This window comes from Chryseobacterium sp. OV279 (assembly GCF_900128945.1).
Lineage (GTDB): Bacteria > Bacteroidota > Bacteroidia > Flavobacteriales > Weeksellaceae > Chryseobacterium.
Window position 1 is genome coordinate 695,022 of record NZ_FQUD01000001.1, and the last position, 15,705, is coordinate 710,726.

Annotated in this window: 18 protein-coding genes; 7 read left to right on the plus strand and 11 right to left on the minus strand. The window is 37.4% G+C overall.

Translation table 11 applies throughout. The features are described from left to right. Positions 1-22: 22 nt before the first annotated feature. The 8 genes from BUA72_RS03040 to BUA72_RS03075 all read right to left on the minus strand — a co-directional run bounded on the left by BUA72_RS03040 (position 23) and on the right by BUA72_RS03075 (position 6,644). Complete coding sequence (locus tag BUA72_RS03040; protein WP_072921757.1) at positions 23-487, minus strand: hypothetical protein; 465 nt, start codon at positions 485-487, stop codon at positions 23-25. A 4-nt stretch (positions 488-491) separates the two neighbouring features. Next, complete coding sequence (locus BUA72_RS03045) at positions 492-830, minus strand: hypothetical protein (protein ID WP_072921758.1); 339 nt, start codon at positions 828-830, stop codon at positions 492-494. Positions 831-932: 102 nt separating this feature from the next. Continuing rightward, a complete protein-coding gene (locus BUA72_RS03050; RefSeq protein ID WP_072921759.1) occupies positions 933-2,054 on the minus strand; it encodes a lactonase family protein in 1,122 nt (373 codons plus the stop codon). A 59-nt stretch (positions 2,055-2,113) separates the two neighbouring features. Continuing rightward, positions 2,114-2,707: a hypothetical protein gene (locus BUA72_RS03055; protein WP_072921760.1), complete on the minus strand. Its 594-nt coding sequence runs from the start codon at positions 2,705-2,707 to the stop codon at positions 2,114-2,116. 66 nt (positions 2,708-2,773) lie between these two features. Beyond that, positions 2,774-3,334: a hypothetical protein gene (locus BUA72_RS03060; protein WP_072921761.1), complete on the minus strand. Its 561-nt coding sequence runs from the start codon at positions 3,332-3,334 to the stop codon at positions 2,774-2,776. A gap of 14 nt (positions 3,335-3,348) precedes the next feature. Continuing rightward, on the minus strand, positions 3,349-3,774 hold the full coding sequence (locus tag BUA72_RS03065) for a DUF1801 domain-containing protein (RefSeq protein WP_072921762.1): 426 nt from the start codon (positions 3,772-3,774) through the stop codon (positions 3,349-3,351). A gap of 40 nt (positions 3,775-3,814) precedes the next feature. Then, entirely contained in the window at positions 3,815-4,354 is a 540-nt protein-coding gene (locus tag BUA72_RS03070) for a glycosyl-4,4'-diaponeurosporenoate acyltransferase CrtO family protein (RefSeq protein WP_072921763.1), read from the minus strand. A 253-nt stretch (positions 4,355-4,607) separates the two neighbouring features. Then, positions 4,608-6,644, minus strand: a complete 2,037-nt coding sequence (locus BUA72_RS03075) for a M3 family metallopeptidase (RefSeq protein WP_072921764.1) — start codon at positions 6,642-6,644, stop codon at positions 4,608-4,610. A 255-nt stretch (positions 6,645-6,899) separates the two neighbouring features. On the opposite strand from BUA72_RS03075, the gene BUA72_RS03080 reads away from it, so the two are divergent. The 7 genes from BUA72_RS03080 (at position 6,900) to rimM (ending at position 12,044) form a co-directional block, all read left to right on the plus strand. Further along, positions 6,900-7,430, plus strand: coding sequence for an SRPBCC family protein (locus tag BUA72_RS03080; RefSeq protein WP_072921765.1), 531 nt, complete (start codon positions 6,900-6,902; stop codon positions 7,428-7,430). Between the two features lie 105 nt (positions 7,431-7,535). After that, positions 7,536-7,985 carry a hypothetical protein gene (locus tag BUA72_RS03085; RefSeq protein WP_034729507.1) on the plus strand — a complete coding sequence of 150 codons (450 nt, stop codon included), beginning with the start codon at positions 7,536-7,538 and terminating at the stop codon, positions 7,983-7,985. 463 nt (positions 7,986-8,448) lie between these two features. Continuing rightward, positions 8,449-9,087, plus strand: coding sequence for a DoxX family membrane protein (locus tag BUA72_RS03090; protein ID WP_072921766.1), 639 nt, complete (start codon positions 8,449-8,451; stop codon positions 9,085-9,087). Between the two features lie 49 nt (positions 9,088-9,136). Next, positions 9,137-9,649, plus strand: coding sequence for a nitroreductase family protein (locus BUA72_RS03095; RefSeq protein WP_047450029.1), 513 nt, complete (start codon positions 9,137-9,139; stop codon positions 9,647-9,649). Between the two features lie 217 nt (positions 9,650-9,866). Beyond that, complete coding sequence (locus BUA72_RS03100; protein ID WP_072921767.1) at positions 9,867-10,721, plus strand: T9SS type A sorting domain-containing protein; 855 nt, start codon at positions 9,867-9,869, stop codon at positions 10,719-10,721. Between the two features lie 201 nt (positions 10,722-10,922). Further along, complete coding sequence (locus tag BUA72_RS03105) at positions 10,923-11,489, plus strand: 30S ribosomal protein S16 (protein WP_034729410.1); 567 nt, start codon at positions 10,923-10,925, stop codon at positions 11,487-11,489. 12 nt (positions 11,490-11,501) lie between these two features. Then, the gene (gene rimM / locus BUA72_RS03110) at positions 11,502-12,044 is read left to right on the plus strand and encodes a ribosome maturation factor RimM (RefSeq protein WP_072921768.1); all 543 of its coding nucleotides are present in this window, start codon (positions 11,502-11,504) and stop codon (positions 12,042-12,044) included. A 4-nt stretch (positions 12,045-12,048) separates the two neighbouring features. Here the strand turns inward: rimM and BUA72_RS03115 are convergent, their stop codons facing one another. The 3 genes from BUA72_RS03115 to BUA72_RS03125 all read right to left on the minus strand — a co-directional run bounded on the left by BUA72_RS03115 (position 12,049) and on the right by BUA72_RS03125 (position 15,704). Further along, a complete protein-coding gene (locus tag BUA72_RS03115; protein ID WP_072921769.1) occupies positions 12,049-13,098 on the minus strand; it encodes a hypothetical protein in 1,050 nt (349 codons plus the stop codon). Positions 13,099-13,187: 89 nt separating this feature from the next. Beyond that, positions 13,188-14,834: a serine hydrolase domain-containing protein gene (locus BUA72_RS03120; RefSeq protein WP_072921770.1), complete on the minus strand. Its 1,647-nt coding sequence runs from the start codon at positions 14,832-14,834 to the stop codon at positions 13,188-13,190. 66 nt (positions 14,835-14,900) lie between these two features. Further along, complete coding sequence (locus BUA72_RS03125) at positions 14,901-15,704, minus strand: helix-turn-helix transcriptional regulator (protein WP_072921771.1); 804 nt, start codon at positions 15,702-15,704, stop codon at positions 14,901-14,903. Position 15,705 lies beyond the last annotated feature (1 nt).

Below are 15,705 nucleotides of genomic sequence, written 5' to 3' on the forward strand. Positions count from 1 at the left end.
GTAAAGCTTGCGCGTGAAAAAATTATACTTGATAACGTTTGAACTGCTGATCAAACATATTGGTTTTAAAATTATTTTGTAAATATTGGTCTGCGAGCTCCCAAATCTGATTGGTGAAATCTTCGTCGTGTTTTATAATTCCACTCCCTTCATCTTCTGCAATTTCGCCCTGAGAATAGATATATTTCCTTTCCAGAACTTTGTCTTTATACTTCTCAAAATAATAGGTGTCCGAAATATCGGAAATCATAAATTGAATGATTTCTCCGTCAAAATCTGAAATATCATAAATCTGTCCCAATCCGGTGATGATGAGTGTTCCGGTTTCTGTCTGTACCATATCAACCGTGTTTTCATCCCGGAAACTGTCTGTTGCTTCTTCAAAGTCTACCTCTTTTAAAAAAACAATTTCGGTATCAAAAAGGCTTTTAAGTTTTTGCTCATCAGCGTGGCTGTTTATTAAGATCCCCGTAAAATTAAATCCCATCGTGTTATGTTTTTGGTTTGTAGATTTTGTTCTCTTTTCCGATGAGTACAGCAAAGCCATTTTCCAGAGCAATGTTTAGAATTTCATGTTCCAGTCTTTTGATGTCATCGTAATCAATATCTATGGTAAAAAAGTCTGCAAATTCTTCGAAGATTAAATAATTTCCCCAAACCATTGTGTTCGGCAGTTCAGGAAATCTGGATTTGATAAGGGTAATGATTTCTTTTAATTCAGGGGTTGTTTCAGTTTTAGGTTCAGCCAGTTTTTTACTTAATCCCATCCACGTTTTGGTGTCAGATGCAGTAAGTATTTTCATGTCAGCAATAACGATGGAAAATTTCATGTAAATGGAGCTTAATCTGAAAATTACTAAAAAATATCAAACAGAAAAATAATATAGGTTAAAGTTTTGAAAAAGGATGAGTTAACGTTGTATTTTAACAATTTAATACCTCCTTATTTTCACGCTGGAAGCACTTTTAACTTTCACTTTGTTTCCGGTCTTTTTCAATAACCCGGTTTGTGGATTGCGCTTGAATACCACAATGTTTCCACTGCCTGCATTGGCTACAATGACAAATTTGCCCGTTTCATCAATGTCAAATACTCTGGAGTGTTTCCCTATCGTTGACTGATATCCGACGTTCTTTAAAGTTCCGTTGTCAAGAATTGAAAAAATAGCAATATTATTTTCTACACCACGATTAGCAGCATACAAAAATTTTCCGTCCGGTGAAATGTGGATGTCTGAACTTTCAAAATCTTCTTTATACTGATCCGTATGGGTATTGACTCTTTGAATGCTGGTCAAAACTGTATTTTCATATCGATATGCATTAACCGTTCCAGATAATTCTTCAATGCAGTACGCAAATTTCCCATTAGGATGAAACGTAAAATGCCGTGGTCCGCTACCTAAAGTAGATTGAATGAATGGCTGTTTTGCCGTTTGTGCTGGTTCCTTTTGATCACTGTCAAAAGTATAGGATCTGATTTTATCTGCACCAAGATCAGTTAAGAATAAATGATCAAAGTCCGGGGAGAAAACAGCAGCATGAACGTGTGATCTATCCTGTCTGCCTTCATTGATGCTTCCTTCTGAAAATTGAAAATGCTGTACAGCTGGCTGAATGGTTCCGTCTTCAGAGACAGGGTAAACGGAGGCGCTGCCTTCTGTATAATTGGCATTCACCAGCCATTTTCCATTCCGGTGAGCACTTACATAAACCGGGTTTTCACCGCCACTTTTCTGACTTTTGATAAAGGTAAGGGTCTCATCTTTAGGATTGAATCTAAAACTGCTGACGCTTCCTGCATTGGGTGTTTTACTTTCGGTGCAGGCAAAAACATACCGGCCATCCGCGGATAAAGTCAGAAATGAAGGATTTAAAATTCCTTTCAGAGAAGTTACTTTGGATAGTTTCCCTTTGATGGTATCCAGTTTATACACATAAATTCCTTCGGTGGTTTTATCCCGGTTAAATGAACCGATAAATACGTACGTATTTTGCGAATAGAGATGAATGGACGCTACAATGATGGTGAGTAAGCTTAGTATTTTTTTCAATTTTTAAAGAAGTTTTGCAGGTTGTATATTATTTAAATTAATGAAGATGAGTGTATTGCTTATTCAATTGTATGAATCAGACGCGTCATATGCTTGGATATTTCCGGTTTAAGATGACCGAATTTCATTTTCTTAAAATTGGGCCAGCCAGGATTCGTTTGAATGGTTGATTGGTTTGCACCGATCGTCATTGAAGAAACAGTTTTGCTGTTGTTTGTGAAGTCTATCTGAAATTCCGGCTCATAGCTTGTTTCTGCCCAGTCAAATGATACAGGGTCGTTAATGATCTCTAAAAATTCTTCTGTCTGCTTCTTTGTAAATGTCTTCTTTATGCCTAACGGTAATTTACGGATAGTCAGTTCATCAAAGGCAATCATAGGATACAAACTGTCGGTTTTCTTTTGGTCATCCTGCAGATCGGCAAGAAGCTCTTTAGTAGTATTCACATAAAATTCTTTAGCTGTTTGGCCGTCTTCTGCATCGGGACCAACATTTAATGTATCAGAAAATAAAGTATCTGTGAGTTGCTTTTCAGAGTATTTGTCCCAGTATTTGATGTAGTGATATTCAAAGTCATTTTTGTCCGCAGATGAATGGCAGGAGAGCATTAAACCCGTTAAAACGGATAGGGTTACTGGTTTTATTTTCATCATTTTAATAGGGTATAACGGAAAAATTAAGGTGAAAAGTTCAGATTTTCAATTCAGTATCATTTGAAATTATTTTACATATTCAATCTTCCCTCTGAAATATCCTTTCCCTTTGTGTGGAATAACATTTCCATACGAATCATATTCTGTTTTTTCAAATTCTACATATCCATATATACTGTCATTGGGGTGGTATGAAGATTTGTTGAGAATGAGTTTTTGTTTGGGATTTTTAAAAGTGGAAGGTTTTTCATGATCTGTTATGTCATCACTCATACTATAAGGTGAAACCTCATATCTATTGTCATGAATGTTTATATTGAATCCTCCAGAAGTGAATCCTGTATGATTCACAATATTGATATTGAGCGTATCGGTGTTCTTCCAGAATACAGGCTCGCAAACATACCCACTGCTTTCATTGAAAATAAGTTTTGTTGTCTTTTTGCTTTTGGGGGGTTCAGAATCAATCATCATCTGAATTTCATTTTCAGATTCCATCTGCTTGAAAATTTTGTTGTGCTTCAGATTTTCATCGACAGAGAATGGTAGCCGTTCGCTTTTGATCTTTTCCTTTGAACAGCTCAATAAAAATATAGAAAAAGTAAGGGCCAGAATTTTGAATTTCATTGTAAAATAAGTGTTTAATTTTTCGCCTCAAATCCGTCGCGTATAGCCGCTTCCAGTATATCAATATCAATATCTTTCAGCTTTTTGAATTTAATACAATATCCTGTAACGCTTGCTTTACCTATTTTTTCTCCATACGTTTCAGATAGGTAAGCCTTATCTTTAATGGTCAGGATATAGACTGAGATTCCGGTCGTGTTTGCACTGATGCCAATCTGATAAAATTCTCTGGTTTTCCCGCCAGCATATTCCATCGTTTGAAATCCATAGCCGATATTGGGATTGGAGACCGTTTTATTGTCATCGTTTTTGCCGTCCAGAAACCATAATCTACATCCAGGTGATATGTCCTGAATCATAAGGTGAAGCTCCTGCATGTCGCTACGTTTGGATTCAGGCTGGCTGTTGATATATTCTTTGATTTGTTCCTGTATGTTCATGAGATTATGGGGTGCTTTTTACGGATGAAAATCTACTTTTCTAAGATCTGCGCTTACTTAAAATAATAGCCCTTGCTATTCTAGGCCGGTTATACCGCTGAAGAAAAATAGGGTAGATATTAAGGAGAATATTCAAGATCAACAACCATAAAGATTGGAAAATGCCAAACTTGTAGGCTACAAAAACAGTAAATCCCAGAACAATCAGCATAATCATCAGATGGCCCAGTTCATCTTGTTTTGTACGGTAATACAGATTCGTCAAAGCCTCTGTATTTTTTTCTACCGGTTTGCTTTTTTTGTTCAGTTTTTCCCATCCTGTTTTCACCAATAGTGTTCTGTACATATTAATGCCGAGAGATTCATATATTTTCCCTTTCTTTTCCCACGATTTTTCACTGAAATAAGAAGAATTCAACGGGCTTTTCAGGGTTTCGGTAAAGGTTAGTGCGCAGGCCATCAGCATAAAATTCAGAGCGAATGCGAAAGAAAAACCATCCATTTTGATGTAATGGGTCAGCGCATAGAGCAACCCAATAGTAACGATGACAATACAGGCCAGAATAAAGATTTTTTTCATGGAGTTTTTTAGTTTGGATTCTATGTTATCAATAGCCTGGGGTTTAATTCTGTCGGTGCATTACATCATAAAAGCTGATTCCAAATTTAATAGAAAACCACCAATAATCTCTCGTAATACGATATGTTTTTGTAAATTTTTTCTATCTGGTATCAAAGACATAATCTGTATAGCAATTTGGCTCTTAAAACTTGGATAAAATAAAAAAGAACAGCCATTGACTGTTCTTTCTATATGTAATAATCATTGGTGATTATCCGAATGCTCTTTTTAATAAACTTTCCACCTTCGGTTCACTTCCTCTGAAGCTTTTATACAGTTCCATCGGATCTTTGGTTCCACCTGAGGAGAGAAGAACTTTGTATTTTGCGGCCGTTTCAGGATTGAAAATACCGGTTTCCTTAAAATACTGGAACGCATCTGCATCCAGAACTTCCGCCCATTTATAAGAATAATATCCCGCAGAATATCCTCCCTGGAAAATATGGGAAAAGCTTGGACTCATCGCCGTTTCAGGATTGATCGGGTAAAGAGTGGTTGCTTTTGTATATTTATCTTCAAACGCTTTCACGCTTTCACCTTTTAACTCTTCAACTTTCGTATGATAATTCATATCCAGAAGTCCAAAACCAAGCTGTCTCATGGTTTGGTAACCTTCCATAAAGCTTTTAGATTGTTCGATTTTTTCAATCTTTTCATCCGGAAGTACTTCACCGGTTTTATAATGTTTTGCGAATGTTTTTAAGAACTCAGGCTCGTAGCAGAAATTTTCTAGAAACTGAGAAGGAAGTTCTACAAAATCCCACTTTACAGAAGTTCCGGAAAGGCTTGGATATTGGGTTTCAGCCAGCATTCCGTGAAGCGCATGTCCGAATTCGTGGAACAGAGTGGTCACTTCCTGGAAAGTTAATAAGCTTGGAGTATCTTTAGTTGGCTTGCTGAAATTGCATACAATAGAAATATGAGGACGTGAATTTTCACCGTCTTTTTTAAACTGATTTTTATAGCTGGTCATCCATGCACCTGCTCTTTTGCCTTTTCTAGGGAAATAATCTACATACAGTAAAGCTTTGAAATGTTCTTCTGCTGAATCTTTTCCTGCCTCAAAAACTTCATACACCTTCACATCCTCGTGGTATTTTGGGATATCATTTCTTTCCTCAAAACGAAGTCCGAAAAGTTTCCCAGCCAATCCGAAAACAGCATCCTGCACCTGATCAAGCGGGAAATAAGGCTTCAGTTCTTCATCATTAAAGTCATATTTCTGCTTACGGAGTTTTTCAGCATAGAAAGCATGGTCGTAGCCCTGCAAGTCTTCAATTCCGTCAGCTTTTGCCAAGGATCTTAATTCTTCAATTTCCTTGTCTGCATAAGGTTTTGCTTTCGTTAAAAGTTCATTTAAAAAATCAATCACTTTCACCGGAGATTTGGCCATTCTTTCTTCCAGAACATAGTCTGCATAGTTTTGATAACCTAATAATTCAGCTTTTTGCTGTTTTAATTGCAGAAGCTCCTTAATCAGTTCCTGGTTGTCAAATTCTCCACCGTCAAAAGATTTTTTTCCGCTCGCCAAAGCGATTTCCTTTCTCAATTCACGGTTTTCCGCGTACGTCATGAATGGAATATAACTTGGATACTGAAGGGTAACCACCCAGCCTTCCAGCTCTCTTTCCTTAGCGTCTTCAGCATATTGATCAAGAATAGCTTCCGGGATTCCTGCCAGATCTTCTTTACGGGTGATATGTTTAAAATAAGCATTGGTAGAAGCCAATACATTTTGTCCGAACTGCAGGGATTTTAGGGAAAGATCCATATTGATCTTCTGCAGTTTTTCCTTGTCTTCTTCATTCAGCAGGGCGCCGCTTCTTACAAAACCTTTATAGGTCTCGTTCAACAGCATTTCCTGTTCTTCATTCAGATTATATTTTTCCTTTTCGTCGTATACTTTTTTGATCTTGTTGAATAAAGCTTCGTTTTGAGAGATCTTTGATGAATGTTCAGTTAATAGAGGGGAAACTTCCTGAGCGATCTTTTGAATTTCATCACTGGTTTCCGCAGAATTTAAATTGAAGAAAATACTTGAAGCCACATCCAGCTGATCTCCTGAATAAGCCAGTGCTTCAATCACATTTTCAAAAGTCGGGGCTTCTGAATTACTGACAATAGTATTGATTTCATCCTCAGACTGTTTGATCAGTTCTTTGAAGGCCGGAAGGAAATCTTCATTTTTAATTTCGCTGAAAGGCGCTGCATGATATGGTGTGGTAAATTTCTCTGTTAAAATATTCATTTTTCGATTTTTAGGTAAGGTAAATTTAATGATTCATTGGGAATCACACGTGAAAAGCGCAAAAATAATGCCCGGATATCCGGATGTGACAAAAATGCTTTATCTTTAATAATCTTGTCATATGAAAAGAGGCGGCGAGGGTGGAATGACTAATTTTGAAAACAGAAAACCACGAAATATTGAGTATGGACATTGATCTGTCTCTCAAAATTTTAAGGTTAAAGAATAAAACAAATAACTCAAAATATCAAAACTATGAAAACACTCTTAAAAATTCTTGGCTTCATCATCCTTTTGGCCGTAATCTATGCAATTGTAGCGATACTGGCTTTCGATAAAAACCATCATCTTGAAAGATCTGTGGTGATCAACGCTCCAAAAGAGAAAGTATGGCAGCATGTAGGCTCATTAAAAGAATACAATGTCTGGGATCCATTTTCAAAAGCAGATAAGGATATTGTAATCACCTATTCCGGAGCCGGTGACAAAGTAGGAGATTCTTACCACTGGAAAGGCAACAGCAAAGTAGGAGAGGGAGAGCAGTCGGTGACAGAAACGGTAGCGAATGATAAATTCGTAACCAAACTTCATTTTATCGAACCTTTTGAAGGTGACGCCGTTGCAAAATTTGTCTTAACTCCCGAAGGAAACGGAACAAAAGTCACATGGACAATAGACAATGAACTGAATGCCATGATGAAGATTATGAAACCTATGATGGATATGAATATGACAGGGATACTGGATCAGGGACTGGGAGACCTTAAAAAGATTTCCGAAAAATAAACAACATAAGCCTTGTAGAAATACAGGGCTTTTTTTATGATGTTTCTCGAATTCAGGGTAATGAGTATTTTAAAAAATTATTATCTTTATGTAAAGATTAGATTTATGGAGAAGATCGTATTTGTGAAAAGTGATATAAGACATTATGTCAAAACAGTTATCTCTGAGAAAATAGAAAAGCTTAAAAATTTTATAGAGTTTACCCTGGAAGCAAGTCGTGATATAAAAAAGACCCCGAAGTATGACAGTATGAGAGAGGAAATGCAGGAGGAGATCTACCAGATGCAGCGGCAGCTCGGAGCTTTGAATGATCTTAAAAGAAATATGTCAAAAGTTCTGAATACACCCACAGAAAAAATTCAGCTGGGTTCTCTGGTGATCACCAACAAGGCCCGTTTCTATATTTCGGTTTCATTGGGAGAATTCTTTTTTGAAGGCGACAGGTTCTACGCTATTTCCCCCGAAAGTCCCATGGCTAAAAAAATGATGGGAATGAAGTCGGGAGATGCGTTTACACTGAATAATATTCATCAGGAGATTGTGGAGGTGATTTGAGATGGGAGAAGATTCAAGAGCCAAGAATCAAGACACTAGATGTCAGATTTCAGACACGAGATTTCAGACTTAAGGTTAAGGCCTTTTGTATTTCTATATTTTTATAAATATATTAAAAACAACAAGAGTTGAGTATTCCAATATATGAAGAAATGACAATACTCAATCTATCACATTCAATAGGAACGGGCTTTAGCCCGTTTAACAAATCATCACCATTCACCCGGCTTTAGCCAAAACCTAGATTCAAGCACGAAAATATTTGCTATTTAATATGAAAAATTTGGGTTTTGATCTAAGAAACAAGGTTTCAGATGTTAGACATGAGACGTTTTTACCGCAAATTTTGTAAACTATATAACCAGCAACCAGCAACTAGCAACCATCAACAAAACTCAGCTACTCTCAAACCCTCACACTCTCCAACCCAAAAACTCTCCAACCCTCCAACTCAAAACACGCCATGACATTTGAAAAACTAAGAACCAACACACGGAATCAGTGGATCATTATTCACCTAAGGTATTTGGTGGGATTTGCATTTTTCCCCTCAGGCCTGACGAAATTATTGGGAAACAGATTTACCGTTCTTTCCATAGATACCCCGATAGGTTATTTCTTTGAAGCCATGTATCAGACAGGATTTTACTGGAATTTTTTAGGACTTTCCCAGATTGTGGCCGGCATTTTACTGATGACCCAGCGGTTCGCGCTTTTGGGAGCTCTTCTATTTTTAGCAATATTAACGAACATCTGGATCATTACCATCAGTCTTTCTTTCACCGGAACATGGGTGATCACTTCTCTGATGATGATGGCGGTGATTGTATTGCTGATCTGGGATCATCATAAGTTGATGCCTCTTCTTAGCTATAATCAACCAATGACTGTAAAAAGCTACCCGGATCCGGGACGAATCTGGATCAACGCAGGTATTATTTATACCGTTTGTCTTCTTGGATTATCATGGCCGGGACCTGTAGATGAAGGCTTGGAACGGTGGACCGTGAGAGGACTGGCTGTCATAGTATTACTTACATTCATATTAACTCAGTATAAAACCTATAAAAGCCGCCGGTTATTGTTGAAAAATCAAAGTTAAATCATTGTAATGCTGTAATGCATTCAATTTCATATTGTAAATTTGCAGCATGAATAATGCAGAAATTTTAAAAGAAATTATAGAACAGAGAAGAAGCATCTTTCCAAAAGATTATGCTGAGACCGAAATCGCTCAGGAAGTCATAGATGAAATCTTACACTCAGCGACATTAGCCCCGAATCATAAGCGTACAAAACCTTGGCGTTTTAAGGTTTTCAGAGGGGAAGAAAAAGCAAAACTGGCTTTGGAAATGCAGTCTATCTACAAAGCGAGTCAATCTGAACAGACTTTTTTAGAGAAGAAATATCAGGATATCGGTTTTAAAATCAATAAATCGGATGCGGTAGTTTCCATTGTGGTTAATTTCAGTGGAATGGTCCCGGAATGGGAAGAGATCGCTGCCGTTTCTATGGCGGTTCAGAATATGTACCTTACCTGTACAGCTCATCAGGTAGGCTGCTACTGGAGTTCTCCTGCCATTGTCAATCATCTTAAGGAATCTTTAACCATAGAAGAAAACCAGAAATGTCTGGGATTATTTTATCTGGGAAACATCAGCTAAAAAAGTGTAATTAAAAAAAGTTTCAAAAAAAAATATTCGAACTATAGTATTGATTTTGAAACTTTTTTAATCAAAATTTTCCTATACTTTTAAATTTTATAAAAATTGATCTAATTTACTGTAAATTAGTTATTTGTAATGCCTATGTAGGGGTTGGTTTTTTTGTTTTTATACCGGGAAGTATTTATCTTGGCTCCGAATTTAAAAACCAAATGTTATGAAAAAACAATTCAATTTTTTTAAAATTGCACTTATAGGTGCGGTTGGTATCAGTAGTTTTAATCTTCAGGCACAGTGTGCTGCAACTTCGAATATTTATAAGTTTAGTGCTAACGGTAAAAAGTACGAATTGGTAAAAGAAGCAAAGTCAGAGCCTGACGCACGAGCATGTGCCACACAAAGAGGTGGATATTTGGCGGAAATTAACAGTGCTGTGGAGCAAGCTGCAGTTCTTACAGCACTTCAGAGTACATCGGCGGGAATCAACTTAGCCAATACTACAGCTTCGGATGGCGGAGGTGCGTCATATGTTTGGCTGGGTGCATTCAATTCAAGTTCTGATCTTTGGCAGTGGAGCAATTCTTACGAATCATTTTGGCAAGGGACAACTCCTGCCAATGGAGGGCATTCAGTTGATGGAGCATATACTCATTGGGGGGCAGCTGAACCAGATAACTTCAATGATAGTCAAGATTATTTAGCACTGGCTTTAAGTGCTTGGCCTGGAGGAGTTACCGGAGAATGGAATGACTTACGCTGGTCAAATCAGTTATACTATATCATTGAGTATAATGGCACACTGGCTACCAACGAGAGCCAGTCGATTCCCAAACCTGCTGAGTTGTATCCAAGTATCGTTACCGATTTCTTATTTATTAAGAAAACCCAGAAAATTATTACCGAGATCAATATTACCAACGCAGCAGGAAATAAGGTGAAATCCATTTCAGGGATTTGTAGAATTTCAGACAGAATAGACTGTCTGGGCTTTCCGAACGGTGTTTATTTTGTGGAATTAAAGTATACGGATACCACTACTTCCAATCATAAGTTTATAAAGACCGGCAGATAGAACTGCGGTTCATAAAAAACAAGTTGCTCCTCTCGAAACGGCTTGTTTCATTTAAAATGGATTGAATCAGTAATGATGATGAAGAACACCGCAGAAAATTAAATAAATTATCACTTCGGTATTTCAATATATCAGAAAAAGTATTACCTTTGCACTCTTAAATATTTAACTGGGACGAGTTCCCGTAAAATTCACAACATTATGTCAGTAAAAATCAGATTACAAAGACACGGTAAAAAAGGTAAGCCTTTCTTCCACATCGTGGTTGCAGATTCTAGAGCTAGAAGAGATGGTAGATTCATCGAGAAACTAGGAACTTACAACCCAATTACTAACCCTGCTACTATCGATTTGAACGTTGATTCTGCTGTAAAGTGGTTAAACAACGGTGCTCAGCCAACTGATACTGCAAGAGCTATCCTTTCTTATAAAGGTGCCCTTTACAAAAAACACTTACAAGGTGGAGTTGCTAAAGGAGCTTTTGACGAAGCTGAAGCTGAAAAGAGATTCAATGCTTGGGTAGAATCTAAAGATCAAAAAGTACAAGGTAAAGTAGAAGGTTTAACTAAAGCTCAGGCTGACGCTAAGAAAGCTGCTTTAGAAGCTGAAGTTAAAGTAAACGAAGCTAGAGTTGCTGCTGCTGCACAAGTAGAAGCTGATGCTAAAGCTGCTGAAGAAGCTGCTAACGCACCTGCTGAAGAAGTTGTTGCTGAAGCTACAGAAGGAGAAGCTCCTGCTGCTGAAACTGAAGAAAACACTGAAGCTTAAAAATAAACCTGTATGCGTAAAGAAGATTGCTATTTACTAGGAAAAATCACACGCAGACATGGCCTTGCGGGAAATGTTATCCTTAAATTGGATACCGATCAACCCGAGCTTTACAATAAATTGGAATCAATATTCGTTGAAATCAACGGATTATTGGTTCCATTTTTTATTGATAGAACATCATGGAGCAAAAACGATGCTCTGAACATTGCATTTAAAAATTCTTCCGAAACACTGGTAGACCAATCTTTAGGGAAAAGTGTTTACCTACCGCTTGCTACACTTCCGAAACTTTCCGGAAAGCAGTTTTATTATCACGAGATCATAGGTTTCGATATTCTTGATGAAAATGATAAAGAATGCGGGGTGATAAGATCTGTAAACGATCAGACTGCCCAGAACTATTTCGTGACCAACCTGGACGGAAAAGAAGTAGTGATTCCTATCATCAAAGACTGGATCCTGGAGGTGAACAGAGAAGAAAGATTCATCAAAATGCAGCTTCCGGAAGGACTTATCGACGTTTTTTTAGTGTCCTCTAAAAAAGACGAATAGTCAATCAATTTTTCAGATAATAGATCTGAAACTTCCCCTGTCTCACATTACTTACTAAGAAATATTGTCCTGTTTTGGTCTTTATAGGATCAGAAGCGATTATTTTGGTATGGTCTTCTTTGGTAGAAACCGTTTTGTTACCAAGTTTTACATCATAATAATACATATAAACCGGATGGTAGCCGAAAGAAGCCACATAATGATTTCCTGTGCTGAACCATTGGTTTCCTGAAACAATTTTATCCTTTATTTTGAAGGATACTGTATCTCTGTACTCTTTACGGATTTCAGGAGAGAAGCTGTTTTCGTTTGGAGAAAGTCTGATCTTCGGACGAATTTGGGTGTAAATAGGATCCTTTTCCACAGCTGAATCTTTTGTTTTCAGATCCTGCAGGAGATTATAGGACACGAAATAAGTATTTTTCTGTCCGGGATTAAACAGATAGTTACCACCATAGATCGCATGATCCGGAATTTCAGTATTCATGAGATCAGCTACCATTACAATCTGATCTGCTTTGTCCAGAACATTTTTCTGAAGGGCGGACTGTTCATCTTCTATTTTTTTGAAGAGCGCAGAGTCTTTTTCAGATTCACCGGTATGGAAAAGATGTTCATATTTCTTTGTAATATCGTTGAGGTCGTAGAAAGGTAGTAACTTTTTGTAACGGAAATCCGGAGCCAGATACTTCCGGTTATTGGCATATAAATTACCTGCCTCATCCATAAAAGCGAGGTTATTGATACTCGGCCTGTTCTTCCATTGCTCAGAAATAGCCAGCTTCCCTTCCTTCATTATAAAAATCATGTTGGTGCTGTTTTGGTGAGAATCTGTGACCGGGAAATTATACACAAAAAAGTAATTATCTTTAACCAGATAACTGCAGTTATCCTTCTGTGAAAGCGGAAGCTCCATAACCTTTTCCAAAACAACGGTCTTGTCTGAGAAATGGGGAAATTCAGGGATTTCAGGATGTTTGTCTTCTTCTACGTCTGTTTTGGGACTATAGCATGATGATAAAACGAAAAGCGACAATACAAGTGAAATCCTCATGGTTTATTTTTATTAAAGATACATTTTTTACCCATTCAACAATATCCTGACCTACCACTCATTGCTCATTACTCATTACTCATTGCTCATTACTTATAATCCATGGCTGGTAGTAAATACTCCTGCACAATCTTCTCCGACTGCACATGCGCATAAGATTTGTTGTACGCTTTAGCTGTAATTACGATCACTACAGGGATTTCTGTGAACATAATAATTTTGTTTCCGCCGTTTCCACTGCATTGATACGCTTCGAAATTCCGGTTTCCTACTTTATAGATTTTTCTCCAGAATAAATAGCCATAACCTTCAGAATCAGGATCGTTCGTGAAATAATTGGTGAACGATTTTTTCACCCAGTTTTTATCGATAATATTCTTTCCGTTCCATACTCCATTATTTTTATAAAGCTGTCCAAACTTAGCAAAATCCACCGATTTCATACGTATTCCACCAGCCAGAGAAGGCTTTTGTTGTGGGGTAAACTGCCATTTGTAATGAGTGATGCCAAGCGGTTGAAATAATTTTTTATCTGCATACTTTTCCAGACCTTTTGGAACATTTTTGTCTAAAATATCTCCTGTCACCACAACGCCAGAAGTGAAATAATTCCAGACTTTTCCAGGCTTATTCTCGGTTGTAGACAAATCCAGGGTAAACTTTACCCAGTTGTCGGTAGGATACATATTTTCCTCATTTCCAGGCGAGCTTTCGTCCTGATCATTACCATCAAATCCGGAGCTCATCGTCAGGAGACTTTTAATGGTAACGCTATCCTTTCCGGACGAATAGTTTTTGAATTGTTTCAGATCATAAAAATCTTTCAGCATCTGGTTTTCACTTTTAATGTGGCCGTCTTTTATCGCAATACCCATTAAAGCCGAAGCAAAAGACTTTCCTACCGAACGCGTATCCTGCAGAGAATCTCTTCCAGATTGGTTAAAATATTCCTCCAGAAGAAGCTTTTCATTTTTGATCACGATAATACTTGTGATCTCTCTGAACCGGTTTTCAGCAATTTTTGTATTTAAAAGTTTTATTTTTTCCTGATCCGGTTTTTCATCTGAAACTTTCCATCCGCTGTTGGGCTGTATCTTTTGAATGGCAACTTGTTGTTGTGGGATGTTTTTACGGGGAATAGTTAAGTTAATTTCACCTGATGCAATCGTGTTTCCAACTTTTAATGATGGAGTTTTTAAGTAAGGCTTGATTTCAATTTTCAAAACATGTTTTCCCTCTTCCAGTGCATCAATTCCGCCGTTGCCAAGATAGAATCTCATCCACAAATACCTTCCCCACGAATCTTCGTTTTTTGAACTTGATAAAGGGATTCTCAGCGTAGTTTTTGTCTTTTTGTCCTCAGCAATTCCTGCTCCTGTATTCAGATTTTCAGTGTAGATCAATTTTCCGTCAACAAAGAAGTTGAATTGATAATTTCCTTTTTTCAGAAGCTCATCGGCGGATAAAGACGGATCGATTTGGTGTAAATAATTAATCAGGGCATTGTCCATAAAAATGCGGATGCCCAAATCCTTATCTTCCTGAAATTCCATAGTCTTAAGAAAATCGGATTCTTTTAATTGGTCCAGAGCTATACTTTTATCCAGGAAAACAATGGTGTTGATGTATTTTTTATGAAGAGGAAGCGTGATCGGATCCGGATCTGTAAGATTTTTGGATTGCCCCAAAGAAAGTCCGAAACTTAGAAATAAGGCAAACAGTAGAATAGATTTCATTTTAATATTTTATCTGAACAAAAGTATAAATAGGTTTTCAGAAAAAATAGAATGAAATTAACATTATTATTTCTTCAGAAGAGTTTTGTATTGCAAAGGAGTAATCCCTGTATATTCTCTGAATGATCTGATAAAATGACTTTGATCTGCAAAACCACATTCCAGGGCCACTTCAGCCAGAGATGGATAAGTGTTGAGAAGCGTCAGAGATTTATTGATCTTCAGTTTTCTGATGTACGCCCCTAAAGTACATTGAAAATGTTTTTGAAAGTCCCGGCTTAAATGAACAGGATGAACATCTAATGTCTTTGAAAGTTCTGTCAGGCTCAGTTTTTCCGTGAAATTTTCATGAAGTATTTCATCAATTTTACTGACCCAGGTTGGTTTTCTATCAAAATTTCCGCTTTTTTCTGTTAGCTGATTGAACAGATTAAGTAAAAGCTCGTGAACGGAAAGCTCAAAAGAAGCATCATTCACTTTTGTTTCCCTGAAAATCCTGTACATTAATAATTTTATAGCGGGATCTTTCAGGTTAAAGCTGCCTTCAATGGCGTCTTTGGAAACCCCAAACTGTTCAAACCAGTCTTCCGTAAGTTCAAGATGAAATCCTCTCGTAAAAATATCCGGTTTGATATTGTAATGAGCATCTTCCCAATGATGGTAAAGCAGCGTTCCTGCAGGACAGTCATAGGTTTCCTTTTTGTTTCCCTCCGTCATATTTCCCTGCAGCAGAAAAGTGAAATAAGCATTTTCATGATAATGCCAGTCGACGTAGGGATGCGTGTATTCCGTATCCGTAATGGTCAATCCATCGAAACGTAGGGTTTCATTGGTCTGTCCGAAAAATTCACCATTATGGAGGTTCTTCATA